This is a genomic window from Streptomyces sp. PsTaAH-124 (assembly GCF_000373685.1).
Lineage (GTDB): Bacteria > Actinomycetota > Actinomycetes > Streptomycetales > Streptomycetaceae > Streptomyces > Streptomyces andamanensis.
On record NZ_KB892157.1, the window covers coordinates 496,181 to 514,240 of the forward strand.

9 protein-coding genes, 1 tRNA gene and 1 rRNA gene are annotated in these 18,060 nt (G+C 71.2%); 1 reads left to right on the forward strand and 10 read right to left on the reverse strand.

Translation table 11 applies throughout. The features are described 5' to 3' along the window. Nucleotides 1-70 precede the first annotated feature (70 nt). The 7 genes from B086_RS0101920 to B086_RS0101950 form a co-directional block, all read right to left on the reverse strand. On the reverse strand, nucleotides 71-616 hold the full coding sequence (locus B086_RS0101920) for a CinA family protein (RefSeq protein WP_018564736.1): 546 nt from the start codon (nucleotides 614-616) through the stop codon (nucleotides 71-73). Further along, on the reverse strand, nucleotides 613-1,377 hold the full coding sequence (gene pgsA, locus B086_RS0101925) for a CDP-diacylglycerol--glycerol-3-phosphate 3-phosphatidyltransferase (RefSeq protein WP_026252008.1): 765 nt from the start codon (nucleotides 1,375-1,377) through the stop codon (nucleotides 613-615). Before pgsA ends, B086_RS0101920 begins: the two co-directional genes overlap by 4 nt. After that, nucleotides 1,374-2,846 carry a 30S ribosomal protein S12 methylthiotransferase RimO gene (rimO, locus tag B086_RS0101930; RefSeq protein ID WP_078530939.1) on the reverse strand — a complete coding sequence of 491 codons (1,473 nt, stop codon included), beginning with the start codon at nucleotides 2,844-2,846 and terminating at the stop codon, nucleotides 1,374-1,376. The genes pgsA and rimO overlap by 4 nt, the downstream gene beginning before the upstream one ends. A gap of 113 nt (nucleotides 2,847-2,959) precedes the next feature. After that, nucleotides 2,960-3,805, reverse strand: coding sequence for a helix-turn-helix domain-containing protein (locus B086_RS0101935; RefSeq protein WP_018564739.1), 846 nt, complete (start codon nucleotides 3,803-3,805; stop codon nucleotides 2,960-2,962). Between the two features lie 333 nt (nucleotides 3,806-4,138). Further along, entirely contained in the window at nucleotides 4,139-6,991 is a 2,853-nt protein-coding gene (locus B086_RS0101940) for a DNA translocase FtsK (RefSeq protein WP_026252009.1), read from the reverse strand. Nucleotides 6,992-7,172: 181 nt separating this feature from the next. Continuing rightward, nucleotides 7,173-7,853: a response regulator gene (locus tag B086_RS0101945; RefSeq protein WP_018564742.1), complete on the reverse strand. Its 681-nt coding sequence runs from the start codon at nucleotides 7,851-7,853 to the stop codon at nucleotides 7,173-7,175. Nucleotides 7,854-8,178: 325 nt separating this feature from the next. Then, nucleotides 8,179-13,704 carry a HAMP domain-containing protein gene (locus B086_RS0101950; protein ID WP_078530940.1) on the reverse strand — a complete coding sequence of 1,842 codons (5,526 nt, stop codon included), beginning with the start codon at nucleotides 13,702-13,704 and terminating at the stop codon, nucleotides 8,179-8,181. 447 nt (nucleotides 13,705-14,151) lie between these two features. On the opposite strand from B086_RS0101950, the gene B086_RS0101955 reads away from it, so the two are divergent. Further along, complete coding sequence (locus B086_RS0101955; RefSeq protein ID WP_026252011.1) at nucleotides 14,152-16,920, forward strand: SpoIIE family protein phosphatase; 2,769 nt, start codon at nucleotides 14,152-14,154, stop codon at nucleotides 16,918-16,920. Nucleotides 16,921-17,008: 88 nt separating this feature from the next. Here the strand turns inward: B086_RS0101955 and B086_RS0101960 are convergent. The 3 genes from B086_RS0101960 to rrf form a co-directional block, all read right to left on the reverse strand. After that, nucleotides 17,009-17,081: transfer RNA gene (locus B086_RS0101960), tRNA-Thr, on the reverse strand. Nucleotides 17,082-17,122: 41 nt separating this feature from the next. Then, the gene (locus B086_RS0101965) at nucleotides 17,123-17,818 is read right to left on the reverse strand and encodes a DegT/DnrJ/EryC1/StrS family aminotransferase (protein ID WP_026252012.1); all 696 of its coding nucleotides are present in this window, start codon (nucleotides 17,816-17,818) and stop codon (nucleotides 17,123-17,125) included. Between the two features lie 99 nt (nucleotides 17,819-17,917). Further along, nucleotides 17,918-18,034: ribosomal RNA gene (gene rrf, locus B086_RS0101970) — 5S ribosomal RNA — on the reverse strand. Nucleotides 18,035-18,060: the final 26 nt, after the last annotated feature.

The following is an 18,060-nucleotide window of genomic DNA, read 5'->3' on the forward strand; positions in this document are numbered from 1 at the left end:
CGCCCCACCGTACCGCCTCGCGACGCGGCCGTGCGGGGAGCGATGTCGTGTTCACTCAGGGCTGTAAACATCAGAACCCCCCGTTCCGTTCCGTATCCTGTGCCCGCTCGTTTCCGGTGTGTTCGCCCGCTGTCCGCTCCAGGAGCAGGGCGAGTACGCTCCGTACACTCTCCATACGAATGTCCGCCCGGTCGCCGTTCAACCGCAGTGCGGCTGTTTTCCCGCCACCCGTCGCGCCGTCCTCGGCGTGCAGCGGGCCCGCCACGGCCACGTAGACCGTGCCGACGGGCTGTCCGTCCTGGGGCTCGGGTCCGGCGACGCCCGTGGTCGCGATGCCCCAGTCCGCACCCAGCGCCTCGCGCACTCCGGCCGCCATCTGGGCCGCGACCTGCGGATCCACCGCCCCGCGCTGCGCCAGCAGAGTGGCGTCCACGCCGAGCAGGCGGTGCTTGAGGTCCGTGGCGTAGGCGGTGACCGAACCCCGGAAGACCTTGGAGGCCCCGGGGACCGAGGTGATGTCCGCCGCGACGAGGCCACCGGTCAGCGACTCCGCCACTGCGAGCGTCTCACCCCTCACGGTCAGTAGTTCCACCACGTCGGTGGCGTACGAACTCACGCTTCCGGTTCCTTCAACGCCGCCCTGCGCTCGGCGATTCCCTGCCTGCGCAGCACAATGGCCTGTTTCACATAGTCCAGGCCGGTCACCACGGTCAGCACCACGGCCGCGGCCATCACCCAGAACCTCAGGGTGGCCAGCCAGCCGGTCAGCGCCAGCACGTACATCCCGACGGCCACGCCCTGGGTGAGGGTCTTGAGCTTGCCGCCGCGGCTCGCGGGGATGACGCCGTAGCGGATGACCAGGAAGCGCAGCAGGGTGATGCCGAGTTCCCGGCCGAGGATCACGGCGGTCACCCACCAGGGCAGGTCGCCGAGGGCGGAGAGACAGATGAGCGCCGCCCCCATGATCGCCTTGTCGGCGATGGGGTCGGCGATCTTCCCGAAGTCGGTGACGAGGTCGTACGTACGGGCCAGATGACCGTCGAACAGGTCGGTGATCATCGCGACGGCGAACGCCGCCCAGGCGAACGAGCGCCACGCCGGGTCGTAGCCCCCGTCGGCCAGCATCAGGGCCACGAAGGCGGGCACCAGCAGCAGCCGCAGCATGGTCAGCAGATTGGCGACGTTCCACACGCTCGCCTGGTTGACGGCGGCGGCGGTGATCTTCCCGCCGCGCGCGGGCCTGCCGGCGTCCTGCTCCCGTTCCGCGTCCTCGGCCCCCTGCCCTGCGGCGCCGGGGACCATGGCGGCGGACACCTGCTGGGCCGTGGGCCGCGCCCCGGGGGCGCCGCCCGCAGCGGATGCCGGGACTCCCGTCATCTGCCCGCCTCCTCACTCCACCCGAGCGGATCCGCCAGCGGCTCGGCGACCAGGTCGACGCCCTCGGTGCCGACCACCTTCGCCTCGACCATACGGCCGACGGCCAGGCCCGTGCCGCCGGTGAGCAGCACCTGGCCGTCGGTCTCGGGCGCCTGGTGCTCGGCCCGGCCGTACACCCCTTCCTCGGGGTCGACGGACTCGACGAGTACCCGCACGGTCTCGCCGACGCGCTCCTCGGCGCGCTGGGAGACCAGTTCCTCGGCCAGCCGGGAGACCCGGGCCAGCCGCTCGGCGACGACGTCCCCGTCGAGCTTGTTCTCGTAGGTGGCGGCCTCGGTGCCGTCCTCGTCGGAGTAGCCGAAGACGCCGATGGCGTCGAGCCGGGCGCCGGTGAGGAACCGCTCCAGCTCGGCGAGGTCGGCCGCCGACTCGCCGGGGAAGCCGACGATGAAGTTGGAGCGCACCCCGGCCTGGGGCGCCTTGGAGCGGATGGTGTCCAGCAGTTCCAGGAAGCGGTCGGTGTCGCCGAAGCGGCGCATGGCGCGCAGCACGCCGGGCGCGGAGTGCTGGAAGGAGAGGTCGAAGTAGGGGGCGACCTTCGGGGTGGAGGTGAGGACGTCGATCAGTCCGGGCCGCATCTCGGCGGGCTGGAGGTAGCTGACCCGCACCCGCTCCAGGCCGTCGACCTCCGCCAGCTCGGGCAGCAGGGACTCCAGCAGGCGGATGTCGCCGAGGTCCTTGCCGTAGGACGTGTTGTTCTCGGAGACCAGCATGATCTCCTTGACGCCCTGTTCGGCCAGCCACCGCGTCTCGTTCAGCACGTCGCTGGGGCGGCGGGAGATGAAGGAGCCGCGGAAGGAGGGGATGGCGCAGAAGGAGCAGCGGCGGTCGCAGCCGGAGGCGAGCTTGACGGAGGCGACCGGGGCGCCGTCCAGCCGGCGGCGCAGCGGTGCGCGCGGCCCGGAGGCGGGTGCGACGCCCTCGGGCAGGTCGGCGGGGCCGTGCCCCGGGATGGCGACCTCGGTGCCCGCGTCCTGGCGCTGGGCCGGGCTGATGGGCAGCAGCTTGCGGCGGTCACGGGGGGTGTGGGCGGCGTGGATGCCGCCGCTCAGGATGGTCTGGAGGCGGTCGGAGATGTCGGCGTAGTCGTCGAAGCCGAGCACGCCGTCGGCCTCGGGAAGGGCCTCGGCGAGTTCCTTGCCGTACCGCTCGGCCATGCAGCCGACGGCGACCACGGCCTGGGTTCTGCCGTGGTCCTTGAGGTCGTTGGCCTCCAGGAGGGCGTCGACGGAGTCCTTCTTGGCGGCTTCCACGAAGCCACAGGTGTTGACGACGGCGACATCGGCGTCCGCGGCGTCCTCCACGAGCTGCCAGCCGTCCGCCTCCAAACGGCCTGCGAGCTCCTCCGAGTCCACCTCGTTACGGGCGCAGCCGAGAGTGACGAGTGCGACGGTACGGCGTTCAGGCATGGGCTCAAGACTACTTTGTCCCGCCGACACCCCACGTCGAAGGGGTTGGCCGAGTACGGCCGGCCTCTTGTTCTCCTGCCTGGCGGGACCGCGGTCACGGGCAGGTCGCGATGTCACCCGACCTGGGGGTCGCCCTTGGTGTACGTGAGGCGTTCCACCGCGCCCGACTGGAACTGGTCCTCGATCTTCTTGCCGTTGACGTAGAGCTGGACCGCCCCGGCGTCGCCCAGGATCAGGTTGATCTTGGTGCTGTCCTGGAAGGTCTTGGACTCGCCCTTGCTCAGCAGGCCGTCGAAGAGCATGCGGCCGTTGTGGTCCTTGGCCGAGACCCAGCTGCGGCCGTTGGGCGCGCTGACCTGGACGGTCACCTTGTCCTGGGGCGCGGCGGCGATGGCGCTGTCCGAGGGCGCGGGCTTGGGACCGGCGGGCTTGGTGTGCTTGGGGGCGGGCGAGGGCGGGGTGCTCGTGGAGGCGGTGGAGCCCTCGGCGGCCTGCGCCTTGGCACTGGCGTCGCCGTCGTCGCCGCCCTTGAAGGCGGTGAAGCCGACGAAGCCGACGACCACGACGATCGCGGCGACCATGGCGGCGGTCCAGTTGGGTCCGCGGCGCTCGGGGCGGATGCGTTCCGCCTCGAAGAGCGGGGCGGCCGGGGTCGGCGCCGGGCGTCCGCCGTGTCCGGCGTCGAACCGGGCGAGCAGCGGGGCGGGGTCGAGGCCCACCTCGCGTGCCAGGGTCCTGATGTGTCCCCGGGCGTAGACGTCCCCGCCGCACGGGGCGAAGTCGTCGGCCTCGATGGCGTGCACGATGGCGATACGGACGCGGGTGGCGGTGCTGACCTCGTCGACGGTGAGCCCGGCGGCGAGCCGGGCGTCCTTGAGGGATCGGCCGACGGAGGGGCCGGCCTCCTCGGATACGTCTTCGAACGGACGCTCGTCTTCAGGGGAGTTGCCGATGGACACGGGGGCGCCTTTCGAGCGTGTAGCCGCCTGTGCTGGAGGTTCAGTCTAGGGGTGTGCCGAAGGGTGGAGCGACCCGGCGGCGGTACTTTGTACGCCATCGGAATGGCCGGACAATCCGATGGTGGGACGGGTGCGGAGCCGCTGGCGGGACCCGCATCCGGTGTCCTGCCCACGTTGACGTACGGCCAGGCGAAACGGTTGCCCGGCGCCGGCTAACGGGTGGATCACGGACGGGTGGCCCGAGTCGGCCGGAGCACCGGGCGGCCCGGCCGCCGCCCGCTCGCGGCACCGGTGTCCGCCGGGCGGCCGTCGGCCCCGGCGGACTCCTTGCGCCTACCCCTCGCTCTCGCCCCGAATCACGGCCAGCACGCCGTCGAGCTCGTCGGCCTTCACCAGCACGTCGCGCGCCTTGGACCCCTCGCTGGGCCCGACGATGTTCCGCGACTCCATCAGGTCCATCAGCCGCCCGGCCTTGGCGAAGCCGACGCGCAGCTTGCGCTGGAGCATGGACGTCGACCCGAACTGCGTGGAGACCACCAGCTCGGCCGCCTGGCACAGCAGGTCGAGGTCGTCGCCGATGTCCTCGTCGATCTCCTTCTTCTGCTTGCTGCCGACGACGACGTCGTCCCGGAACACCGGCGTCATCTGGTCCTTGCAGTGCTGGACGACCACCCCGACCTCGGCCTCGGTGACGAAGGCGCCCTGTAGCCGGGTCGGCTTGCTCGCTCCCATCGGCAGGAACAGCCCGTCGCCCTTGCCGATCAGCTTCTCGGCGCCGGGCTGGTCGAGGATGACCCGGCTGTCGGCGAGCGAGGAGGTGGCGAAGGCCAGCCGGGACGGCACGTTCGCCTTGATCAGACCGGTGACGACGTCGACCGAGGGCCGCTGGGTGGCGAGCACCAGGTGGATGCCGGCCGCGCGCGCGAGCTGCGTGATGCGCACGATCGCGTCCTCGACGTCGCGGGGCGCGACCATCATCAGGTCGGCCAGCTCGTCCACGATCACCAGCAGGTACGGATACGGCTGGAGCTCGCGCTCGCTGCCCTCCGGGGACTTCACCTTGCCGCTGCGCACGGCCGCGTTGAAGTCGTCGATGTGCCGGAAGCCGTACGCGGCCAGGTCGTCGTAGCGCAGGTCCATCTCGCGCACGACCCACTGGAGCGCCTCGGCGGCCCGCTTGGGGTTGGTGATGATCGGCGTGATCAGGTGCGGGATGCCCTCGTACGCGGTCAGCTCGACGCGCTTGGGGTCGACCAGGACCATACGGACGTCCTCCGGGGTCGCCCGCATCATGATCGAGGTGATCAGGCAGTTGATGCAGGACGACTTGCCGGAGCCGGTGGCACCGGCCACCAGGATGTGCGGCATCTTCGCGATGTTGGCCATCACATAGCCGCCCTCGACGTCCTTGCCGAGCGCGACGAGCATCGGGTGGTCGTCCTCGGCCGCGGCCGCCAGGCGCAGCACGTCACCGAGGTTGACCATCTCCCGGTCGGTGTTGGGGATCTCGATGCCGACCGCCGACTTCCCGGGGATCGGGCTGATGATCCGCACGTCCGGGCTGGCGACGGCGTAGGCGATGTTCTTGGCCAGCGCGGTGATCCGCTCGACCTTCACGGCCGGGCCGAGTTCGACCTCGTAGCGGGTGACCGTCGGGCCGCGGGTGAAGCCGGTGACGCGCGCGTCGACCTTGAACTCGGTGAAGACGGTGGTCAGCGCGTCCACTATGGCGTCGTTCGCGGCGCTGCGCGCCTTGCCGGGGCCGCCCCGCTCCAGCAGGTCCAGGGACGGCCGGGCGTAGGTGATGTCGCCGGAGAGCTGGAGCTGTTCGGCGCGCGGCGGCAGGTCGTGGGTCTCGGCGGGCGGCGTCTTGGTGAGGTCGGGGACCCCGGCGGAGGGCTTCCCGGCCGCCGGGCGCGCCGGGGCGCCCGCTCCGGTGGCACTGGCCGTGGCACCGCTCGGCGCCGGTTCGCTCCGGGGGGGCGCGGCGGGCGCGTCCTGTTCGGGGCGGGCGGCCGGGACCGGGGTCGGCGTGGGGGTGGGGGTCTCGGCGCGGTCGCCGACGGTGACGCCCTGGGTGAGGTCGGCCACCACCGGGGAGGGCGGCATGCCGTGCAGGACGGCGCCGTCGAGCGCGGCGGCGGCAGCGGCGGCCACGTCCACCGCGTCCATCTGCCGTTCCATGTCGGGCTGCGGCACGGCGGAGCGCCGGGGCCTGCCGCGCCGCTTGGCGAGCGCCTCCTGCTCGGCGGTCTCGGGGTCGTAGCCCTGGTCCTGGGGGGCGCTGCGGCGCTTGCGGGGGCGCGCGGGCAGGGATTCGCGCCACTGCTCGTCGTAGCGCGCGTCGTCCTCGGTGTACTCGGTGTACTCGCCGTACCCGGCGTCCTCGTAGTCCTCGGGGTCGGGCAGCAGGCCCAGCTTCACACCGAGCAGCCGCAGCCGCTGCGGGATGGCGTTGACGGGGGTGGCGGTGACGACCAGCAGGCCGAACACGGTCAGCAGCACCAGCAGCGGTACGGCCAGCACCTCGCCCATGGCGTACGTCAGCGGGGTCGCCGCGCCCCAGCCGATGAGACCTCCGGCGTCCCTTATCGCCTGCATGCCCTCGCTGCGGGCGGGCGAGCCGCAGGCGATGTGCACCTGGCCGAGCACCCCGAGGACGAGCGCCGACAGACCGATCACGATCCGGCCGTTGGCCTCGGGTTTCTCCGGGTGCCGGATGAAGCGGACGGCGATGATCCCGACCAGGATCGGCACCAGCAGGTCGAGCCGCCCGAAGGCGCCGGTGACCAGGATCTCGACCAGGTCGCCCACGGGGCCGCGCAGATCGGCCCAGGTGCCGGCGGCGACGATCAGCGCGACGGCGAGCAGCAGCAGGGCGATGCCGTCCTTGCGGTGCGCGGGGTCGAGGTTCTTCGCGCCCTGCCCTATGCCGCGGAAGACGGCGCCGACGGCGTGCGCGAGGCCGAGCCAGAGGGCGCGCACGACACGGAGCACGCCGCCGGTGGGGTTCGGCGCCGGCCGGGGCGCGGGCCTGGCCGCGGCGGCTTTCCTGGCGGGTGCCTTCTTCGCGGGAGCCTTCTTGGCCGGGGCTTTTTTCGCGGCGGCCTTCTTCGCCGGAGCCTTCGCGGAAGCGGCCGCCTTCTTCGCGGGCGGCTTGTTGGCTGCGGAGGGACGTGAGGCCATAGGTGCGAGATTACCGCCGGAGGCGGCGCCGGACACGTGTGCCCTCTGCTTCACCCGTTCGTGTCGTGGCTGTCCTTGCGGCAGTTGACCAGGGCTCACATGGCCTGCGGCCGCGCCCCGGACGTCCGGCGGGCGCGGCGACCGACTCCGCCGGGCGGCCCCAACACGCCGCCGGTGGACGTCAGTTCTGCGACGGGAGCGAGGAGGCGCTGCCCGTGCCCGGCTCCAGCGCGTCCAGTGCGCGGCGCAGACCGGTGAGCTTGCGCTCCAGATGGGCCGCCGTCGCCACCGCCGCGGCGTCCGCCGAGTCGTCGTCGAGCTGCTTGGACAGCGCCTCCGCCTGCTCCTCGACCGCGGCCAGGCGCGCGGACAGCTCGGCGAGCAGTCCGGCCGCCTCCTTGCCGTCGCCGACGGCGCCCCGGCCGCCGCCCTCCAGCTGGAGCCGCAGCAGTGCCGCCTGCTCCTTCAGCTGGCAGTTCTTCATGTACAGATCGACGAAGACGGAGACCTTCGCGCGCAGCACCCAGGGGTCGAACGGCTTGGAGATGTAGTCCACCGCGCCCGCCGCGTAGCCGCGGAAGGTGTGGTGCGGCCCGTGGTTGATGGCGGTGAGGAAGATGATCGGGATGTCCCGGGTCCGCTCCCGCCGCTTGATGTGCGCGGCCGTCTCGAAACCGTCCATGCCCGGCATCTGGACGTCCAGCAGAATGACCGCGAAGTCGTCCGTGAGCAGCGCTTTGAGCGCTTCCTCCCCGGACGATGCCCGCACCAGCGTCTGATCGAGCGCGGAGAGGATGGCCTCCAGCGCCAGCAGATTCTCCGGCCGGTCATCGACCAGGAGGATCTTGGCCTTCTGCACCATGGCCCGCCCTCCTCGCCCCGGCTTGGGGCCGCCCCTGTCCGCAGGAATCGGGGCAGCACCGGTGAGTGCCGCCCCAGGGGACGACTTCCTTGCGCCGCCCGTCCTTGTGCCGGTCATCGTAGCCGCACCCCGCCTGTCACCACACCCTGTCACCGTGATGTCACAGTGCACGCAGCGGAAACGCGACGCGAGACCAGAAGGTTCCCCGAATCCCGTGTCCCTACACGGCATCGGGCACCCGGAACCGACAACTCCCGGCCCTCCGGGAAAGTTCCCGGAACCGGAACCCGGATCACCGCGGGCCCCGCGACCGTGTCACTCCTCGTCACTCCTCGCCCATCCAGTGCCGCATCACGCCCAGCAGATGATCGGGATCGACCGGTTTGGTCACATAGTCGGAGGCACCCGACTCGATCGCCTTCTCCCGGTCGCCCTTCATGGCCTTCGCGGTCAGCGCGATGATCGGCAGCCCCGCGAACTGCGGCATCCTGCGGATCGCCGTGGTCGTCGCGTACCCGTCCATCTCGGGCATCATGATGTCCATCAGCACCACCGCCACGTCGTCGTGCTGCTCCAGGACCTCGATGCCCTCCCGGCCGTTCTCGGCGTACAGCACCGACAGACCGTGCTGCTCCAGGACGCTGGTCAGCGCGAAGACGTTGCGGATGTCGTCGTCGACGATGAGCACCTTCTCGCCGCCGAACCGCACGTCCCGGTTCTGCTGCGGCGCCCCGGACGGCTCCGCGATCTGCGGCGACCACTGCTCCGGCCCGTCCTCGGACCCCTGCTGCCCGGCGGCGGGCAGCGCCCTGCGGCGGCGGCGGAACAGCGCGGCGGCGCCGTTCTGCGTCTCCTGGTACGACTTCACCTCGGCCGGCGTCTCGACCTGGGCCGCCGTCAGCTCGGAGGCGTGCGACACGCCGGGCAGCTCGGTCAGCCGCGGCCCGCCGGCCTCCACCAGGTCGTCGGTGTCCAGGGCGGACACCGGCTGCTGGTAGCCGTGCGGCGGCAGGTCCCCCGGGTGCAGCGGCAGATAGAGCGTGAAGGTGGAGCCGCGGCCCGGCTCGCTCTGGGCGTAGATCTCGCCGCCCAGCAGCTGCGCGATCTCCCGCGAGATGGACAGCCCCAGTCCCGTACCGCCGTACTTGCGGCTGGTGGTGCCGTCGGCCTGCTTGAACGCCTCGAAGATCACACCCATCTTGCTGGCCGCGATGCCGATACCGGTGTCGGTCACCGAGAACGCGATCATCTCCGTGTCCGGATCGGTCAGCGAGCCGGCCTCCAGCAGTTGTTCCCGGATCGCCTGCGGCACATCACCGCGCGCGGGCCGGATGACGAGCTCGACGGAGCCCGAGTCGGTGAACTTCACCGCGTTGGACAGCAGATTGCGCAGCACCTGGAGCAGCCGCTGCTCGTCGGTGTGCAGCGTGGCCGGCAGCTCCGGCGACACCCGCACCGACAGATCCAGGCCCTTCTCCGCGGTCAGCGGCCGGAAGGTGGCCTCCACGTAGTCGATCAGCTCGACGAGGGCGATACGCGTCGGGGAGACGTCCATCTTGCCCGCCTCGACCTTCGCCAGGTCCAGGATGTCGTTGATCAGCTGGAGCAGGTCCGAGCCCGCGCCGTGGATCGTCTCGGCGAACTCCACCTGCTTCGGGGAGAGGTTGCCCTCCGCGTTGTCGGCGAGCAGCTTGGCCAGGATCAGCAGCGAGTTCAGCGGCGTACGCAGCTCGTGCGACATGTTGGCCAGGAACTCGCTGCGGTAGCGCATGGACACCGCGAGCTGCTCGGCGCGCTCCTCCAGAACCTGCCGGGCCTCCTCGATCTCGGAGTTCTTCGCCTCGATGTCGCGGTTCTGCTGGGCCAGCAGCTCGGCCTTCTCCTCCAGTTCGGCGTTGGACGCCTGGAGCGCCTTCTGCCGCTGCTCCAGCTCCTCGGAGCGCAGCCGCAGTTGCTCGGTCAGCTCCTGGGACTGCTTGAGCAGCTGCTCGGTCTTGGTGTTGACGGAGATGGTGTTGACGCTGGTCGCGATCATCTCCGCGATCTGGTTGAGGAAGTCCTTCTGGATGTGCGTGAACGGCGTGAACGACGCCAGCTCGATCACGCCCAGCACCTTGCCCTCGAACAGCACCGGCAGCACGATCACCTGCGCGGGCGGCGCCTCGCCGAGCCCGGAGGAGATCTTCAGATAGCCGTTGGGCGCCCGCTCCACCAGGATCGTGCGCTTCTCCTCGGCGGCCGTCCCGATCAGCGCCTCACCGGGCCGGAACGAGGTCGGCATGGAGCCCATCGAGTAGCCGTAGGAGCCGAGCATCCGGAGCTCGTAGGCGTCCTCCTGGTCACCGGCGAGGTCCTTGTCGTCGGCGAGCGGCATGGCGACGAAGAAGGCGCCGTGCTGCGCGGAGACCACCGGCGTCAGCTCGCTCATGATCAGCGAGGCCACGTCCACCAGGTCGCGGCGGCCCTGCATCAGCGCGGAGATCCGGGCCAGATTGCCCTTGAGCCAGTCCTGCTCCTTGTTGGCGATCGTGGTGTCGCGCAGATTGGCGATCATCTTGTTGATCGAGTCCTGGACCTCCTGGATCTCCCCGGAGGCGTCCACGTCGATCTTCAGGTTGAGGTCGCCGCGGGTCACGGCGGTCGCCACGCGCGCGATGGCGCGCACCTGCCGGGTCAGGTTCCCGGCCATCTCGTTCACCGACTCGGTCAGGTCCCGCCAGGTGCCGTCGACGTCCCGCACCCGCGCCTGGCCGCCGAGCTGCCCCTCGGTGCCCACCTCCCGGGCCACGCGCGAGACCTCCTCGGCGAAGCTGGACAGCTGGTCGACCATCGTGTTGATGGTCGTCTTCAGCTCCAGGATCTCCCCGCGCGCGTCGATGTCGATCTTCTTGGTGAGATCGCCCTTGGCGATGGCCGTGGTCACCATGGCGATGTTGCGCACCTGACCGGTCAGGTTGGACGCCATCTGGTTCACCGACTCGGTGAGGTCCTTCCAGGTCCCCGCCACACCCGGCACGTACGCCTGCCCGCCCAGGATGCCGTCGGTGCCCACCTCGCGGGCCACCTTGGTCACCTGGTCGGCGAAGGAACTCAGCGTCTTCACCATGGTGTTGAAGGTGTCGGCGAGCTGCGCGACCTCGCCGCGCGCCTCGATCGTCACCGTCCGCGTCAGGTCGCCGTTGGCGACCGCCGCCGCGACCTGGGAGATGTTGCGCACCTGCATGGTCAGGTTGTTGGCCATCAGGTTGACGTTGTCGCTGAGGTCCTTCCAGATGCCGACGACACCCCGCACGTGCGCCTGGCCGCCGAGGATGCCTTCCGTGCCCACCTCGCGGGCGACCCGCGTGACCTGCTCGGCGAAGGACGACAGCTGGTCGACCATCGTGTTCACCGTGGTGACGAGTTCGAGGATCTCGCCCTTGGCGTCGACGGTGATCTTCTTCGACAGGTCGCCCTTGGCGACGGCGGTGGTGACCTCGGCGATGTTGCGGACCTGGATGGTCAGGTTGTTCGCCATGAAGTTCACCGACTGGGTGAGGTCCTTCCAGGTGCCCGCCACGCCCTGCACCTCGGCCTGGCCGCCCAGGATGCCCTCCGTGCCCACCTCGCGGGCCACCCGGGTGACCTCCTGGGCGAACGAGGAGAGCTGGTCCACCATCGTGTTCAGGGTGTTCTTCAGCTCCTGGATCTCCCCGCGGGCGTCCACGGTGATCTTCTGGGAGAGGTCACCGCGGGCCACGGCGGTGGCGACCTGCGCGATGTTGCGCACCTGCGAGGTCAGATTGCCCGCCATGCCGTTCACGGAGTCGGTCAGGTCCCGCCACACCCCGGCGACGCCGGGCACCTGCGCCTGGCCGCCGAGCCGCCCCTCGGTGCCCACCTCGCGCGCCACCTTGGTCACCTGGTCGGCGAAGGCGGACAGCTGGTCGACCATCGTGTTGATGGTGTTCTTCAGCTCCAGGATCTCGCCGCGCGCGTCCACGTCGATCTTCTGCGAGAGATCACCGCGGGCCACCGCCGTCGTCACCTGGGCGATGTTGCGCACCTGGCCCGTCAGGTTGGACGCCATGGAGTTGACGGAGTCCGTCAGCTCCTTCCACGTACCCGACACGCCGTCCACCCGCGCCTGGCCGCCCAGGCGCCCCTCGGTGCCCACGTCACGGGCCATCCGGGTCACCTGGTCGGCGAACGAGGACAGCTGGTCCACCATGGTGTTCACGGTGTTCTTCAGCTGGAGCATCTCGCCGGAGACGTCCACGGTGACCTTCTGGGAAAGGTCGCCGTTGGCCACCGCCGTCGTCACCTGGGCGATGTTGCGCACCTGGCCGGTGAGGTTGCGGAACGCGGTGTTGACGGAGTCCGTCAGGTCCTTCCAGGTGCCCGCCGCGCCCGGCACCTGCGCCTGGCCGCCCAGCTCGCCCTCGACGCCGATCTCCCGCGCGACCCGGGTGACCTCGGCGCCGAACGCCGACAGCTGGTCGACCATCGTGTTGACGGTGTTCTTCAGCTCCAGCATCTCGCCGGCCACGTCCACGGTGACCTTCTGCGACAGGTCACCGCTGGCCACCGCCGTCGTCACCGCGGCGATGTCCCGCACCTGCGTGGTCAGGTTCCGGAACACCGTGTTGACGGAGTCCGTCAGGTCCTTCCACGTCCCGGCCACGCCCGGCACGATCGCCTGCCCGCCGAGCCTGCCCTCCGCGCCGACCTCGTTGGCCACCCGGGTGACCTCGTCCGCGAAGATCCGCAGCGTCTCGGTCATCTGGTTGATCGTCTCGGCAAGCCGCGCGACCTCGCCGCGCGCCGGAACGGTCACCTTCTGCGACAGATCGCCGTTGGCGACCGCGGTGGTGACCTGCGCGATCCCGCGCACCTGGGCCGTCAGGTTCCCGGCCATCAGGTTCACCGAGTCGGTGAGCTCCTTCCAGGTGCCGTCGACACCCGGCACATGCGCCTGGCCGCCCAGGATGCCGTCCGTGCCCACCTCGCGGGCGACGCGCGTCACCTCCGAGGAGAACGCCGACAGCTGGTCCACCATCGTGTTGACGGTGTTCTTCAGCTCCAGCATCTCCCCGGCCACGTCCACCGTGACCTTCCGCGACAGATCGCCCCTGGCCACCGCCGTGGTCACCAGCGCGATGTCCCGCACCTGCGCCGTCAGCCGGGACGCCATGGTGTTCACGGAGTCCGTGAGGTCCTTCCAGGAACCCGACAGACCGCGCACCCGCGCCTGACCGCCCAGCTTGCCCTCGGTGCCCACCTCGCTGGCCACGCGCGTGACCTCGTCGGTGAACGCGGACAACTGGTCGACCAGGTTGTTGACGGTCCGGCCCACCTTCAGGAACTCGCCCCGCAGCGGATGCCCGGCCCCCTCCGGCGCCTGCGTGCGCAGCTCCATGCGCGGCGACAGATCGCCCTCGGCGACCGCCGACAGCACCCGGCCGACCTCGGAGACGGGCCGTACGAGATCGTCGACCAGCGCGTTGGAGTGGTCGATCGCGGCGGCCCAGGACCCCTCGCAGGCGCCCGTCTCCAGCCGCTCCGTGAGCTTTCCCTCACGTCCCACCACGCGCCGTACCCGCGACAGCTCACCGGTCAGGTGCAGATTGCGGTCGGCCACCTCGTTGAAGACCGCGGCGATCTCCGACATCACGCCGTCCCCGGACACCGTGAGGCGCTTGCGGAAGTTCCCGTCCCGCATCCCCACCAGCGCGGCCAGCAGCCGGTTCAGGGCGGCCGTGTCGACCGTCGTCGTCGCACCCCTCGGCGTGCGCCGACTGCTCAGGGACTGCCCGGACTGACCGCCTTTCGCGCGCGTCTTCGTGCCCCGCGTCGCTGCGCCAGACTCCACTGTGTCCCTCCCGCAGGGGTCGACCGTCACTGCTGTGCTCCGGATACTGCTGCCGGTCCTGCCGATCCGATGACGCCGCGCCGGTACGACTGATCCGTCGCCCCGGCCCGCGCCCTCGTCACTGCCGCGCCGCTTCCGCCCCGGTACGACCGGGCCGCACCCGGGGTCACAGCCCCACCAGGGGTTGCTGCCCCGCATACGGGGACCGCACTCGGCCCGTCCGCACCGTCAACAGAAGCCTGCCCAGTGTTTCACCCCTGCGGAACCAGGCCATAACAGTTCGGCAGCTTCGCACACCGTCCGCACACCCTCCGGGCGAAAACACCGGTGACCGGCATCCGCACGGACGGCGAAGGTAAGTAACCTTGCATGCGGCTGTCCAGCCACGGTCCGTCCGGCCTGGACGGTGGCAGGGAGACCAGCGGGCATCGGAGGGCATCCGCACACATGACCACCGGAGTGATCCCCGGGGAACAGCCCCCGGAGCCACGGCCGACGGGGCCGAACGCTCCCCAGCTGCCGGAGCAGCGGGGCGAACCGGGCGGCCGCGGGGGCCGGGATGCCGACGACCGGACGAGGAGTTCTGTGATCACCGCGCGCGCGGCCGCCAGCTTCGAGCCACTGGGGCGATCGGTCGCGACCGCCCGCTCCTTCGTCCGCGACACCCTCCAAGGGTGGGGCTTCGGCGACATCGTCGACGACGCCGTGGTCCTCACCAGCGAGCTGGTCACCAACGCCGTCGTCCACGCGGGCACCGCGGCGGACGTGCTGTGCCTGCGCAGCGACCACGGGGTGCGCATCGAGGTCGCCGACCGCTACCCCGAGCGCGAGGTCCCACTCCAGAGCGCCGCCGTCTCCATGGGCAGCCCCGACCGCGAGGGCGGACGCGGACTCCAGCTGTGCGCGGCCCTCGCCGGCCGCTGGGGCGTGGAGTACACGCCCACGCACAAGAACGTCTGGTTCCGCCTCGACCTGCCCGAACGCCCGGTCGGCACCCGCACCGCCGGTCCCTCCCTGCCCGCCGAGATGCTCCCGCTCGCCGACGGCCGGGTCCGCGTCGCCGTCGTCCAGATCGACCGCGGCGGCACCATCACCGCCTGGAACGACGACGCCGAGGAACTCTTCGGCTACTCCGCCGAACAGGTGACCGGCAAGCCCCTCACCGACCTCGCGGCCTGGCCGCACACCCCCGGCACCGGCACCGGCATCGCCGAGGCGCTGCGCCTGTCCCGCTGGGAGGGCAGCTACGGCATCCGCGGTGCCCACGGCCGGGTCATCCCGGTCTACGCCTCCCATCTGCGCGTCCGCGACACCGGCGGCGAACCCTCGACGGTCTGCCTGCTCGTCCGCGACCACGAGCGCGCCGTGCTCCAGACCCCGGTCCGCGCCGCCTCCTCCGGCGACACCAAGTCCGGCTCGGCGGACGGCAGCGGCACCGACCCCTTCGAGGTCTTCATCGGCTCCCCCGCCCCCGACGACCTCGACGGCCTCCTCCAGCGCACGGTGGAACGCGCCCGCGACATGCTCGACGGCGACGCCGCCTTCCTGCTCCTGGCCACCGACGACGAGACGGAACTGGAGGTCCGCGCCTCCACCGGACTGCCCTCCGCCCGCCAGCGCTTCGCCCGCGTCCCCGTCGAGGCCGGACCCGGCCGCTACGGCTCGGCCCGGATGCCCGCCGTCCACGACGACCTGACCGCCGCCCCCGGCGCCGTGCCCCTGCTCGGCGGTACGGGCATGCGCTCCGTCGTCACGGTCCCGCTGAAGGTCGAGGGCCGCCTCACCGGCTCCCTCGGCGTCGCCGCCGAGGCCGCCGGCAGATACTCCAACGAGGAGGCGCTGCGCCTCCAGTTCGCCGCCGACCGCATCGCCCTGGCCGTCGAATCGGCCCGCCTCGGCGAGCTGGAACGGCTGCGCCGCGGCTCGCTGAGCTTCCTCGTCGAGGCGTCCGACCTGCTGGCCGGCACCCTGGACCGCGACCAGACCCTCGCCCTGATGGCCCAGATGACGGTCCCCACCCTGGCCACCTGGTGCGCCGTCTACACGATCGCCGACCAGGCGTCCGAGCCCTACCTGTCCTACGTCCTGCACGAGGACGAGGAACTGATCGACGGCATCAAGTCCCTGCTGTCGAAGATCGCCCCGCCCGATCCGGTGCCGACCCCCGGCGCCCGCGTCTGGTCCGCGCCCGGCGAGGCGGCCCACCAGGCGGCCCTGCGCACCTCCATGCGCAGCCTCAGCCTGGGCGACTCGCACCACCGCATCGGGACGACCATCGGCCCGACCCTCGCCACCGCCGCGGCGGTCGGCGGCGAGACGGTCGTCCTGCCCCTGGTCGCCCGCAACCGCGTCATCGGCATGCTGACCCTCGGCAAGCCCACCGACGAGCACTTCCGCCAGGAGATCCTCGAACTGGCCGAGGACCTCAGCCGCCGCGCCGCGCTCGCCCTGGACAACGCCCGGCTCTACTCCGAGCGCACCGCCATCAGCCAGTCCCTCCAGCGCAGCCTGCTGCCGCCCGGCCTGCCCCAGATCGACGGCGTGGAGGTCGACGTCATCTACCGCGCGGCCGGTGAGGGCAACGAGGTCGGCGGCGACTTCTACGACCTCTTCCCCATCCGCGACGGCGCCTACGGCTTCGCCATCGGCGACGTCTGCGGCACGGGCCCGGAGGCGGCGGCCGTCACCGGCCTCGCCCGGCACGCCCTGCGCCTGCTGGCCCGCGAGGGCTACGGCGGCCCCGCGGTGCTGGAGCGCCTGAACTCCGCGATCCTCGACGAGGGCGCACGCAGCCGCTTCCTGACACTCCTCTACGGCGAGCTGTGGCCCCAGGAGGACGGCAGCGCCCAGTTGAAGGTGGTCTGCGCCGGCCATCCCCTGCCGCTGCGCCTGCGCCAGGACGGCACGGTCGAACCGGCCGCCGAACCGCAGCCGCTGCTCGGCGTCATGGAGGACCTGGAGCTGTACGAGCAGTCGGTCACGCTCGATCCCGGCGACGTCCTGCTCTGCGTCACCGACGGCGTCACCGAACGCCGCGAGGGCACCCGCATGCTGGGCGACGACGGCCTCGCGGACGTCCTCACGACGTGCACGGGGCTGACGGCCGGCGCGGTCGCCGCCCGCATCATGCGGGCCGTGGAGCGCTTCGCGTCGGACGCGCCGTCCGACGACATGGCGATCCTGGCCATGCGCGTCCCCGAGGTGCTCAACTCCTGACCCCGGCGGGTCCCCCACCGGGGGACCCGCACCCGCACCTCGGAAACGCGAAAGACCCCGCCCGAAAGGGCGGGGTCTTTCCTGTCGGAGCCCCCAAACGGAATCGAACCGTTGACCTTCTCCTTACCATGGAGACGCTCTGCCGACTGAGCTATGGGGGCCTGTCGCCTTTTCGGGGTTTCCCCCTCGGCAACGGAATAGATCATACCCCGAACACAGCCGTGCTCCCAACCACGACCGGTCCGCCGAGCGCATTGCACGCGGTAACGATCCGCTGCATCTCCCGCCGCGTCAGAGCGGCGTCCACCGGCAGCGCCAGCGTCTCCTCCGCGGCCCGCTCCGTCTCCGGCAGCGACACGCAGCGGCGGAACTCGGGCAGCCGGTGCACGGGCGTCTTCACGGGGACCCGGCAGTCGACTCCCTTGGCGCGTACGGCCCGTGCGAACGCGTCCCGGTCCGGCCGTCCGTTCCCCGGTACCCGCACCACGTACTGCTGGTAGATGTGCCCGTCGCCCCCGTCGGGCGTCCGTACGCCCCGCAGCCGCGCGTCCAGATAGGCGGCTCGCTCCCGGCGCCGTGCCGTCTCCTCGTGCGGTGCCTCGGACTCGCCGTGCTCCAGCACCAGCAGCCCGTGCCGCTGTCCGGCCGCGTGCAGCCGCGCCCGGTCCGCCGACCGCCCGAAGCGGTGCACGACGACCACGGCCGCCGTACGCGCGGTCACGGCCGCCTCGACCGCCGACGCGTCGAGGCAGTACGTCACGGGGTCTATGTCGGCGAACACCGGCAGCGCACCGGCCTGGACGACCGCTTCCGCGACCTCCACGTTCCCGAACGCCGGCACGACGACCTCGTCACCGACTCCGACGCCGGCGGCCCTGAGCAGTGCAGCAGTACCCATGCCGCGGATGCTTGCGTGGCCATGTGAACACCAAGTGGCCGGAAACAAAAAAGGGTTGGACCCTGAACCGAAGTTCGGGGTCCAACCCTTTGAATGATTGTTCGGCGGTGTCCTACTCTCCCACAGGGTCCCCCCTGCAGTACCATCGGCGCTGTAAGGCTTAGCTTCCGGGTTCGGAATGTAACCGGGCGTTTCCCTCACGCTATGACCACCGAAACACTATGAAACAATCAACCGCACCA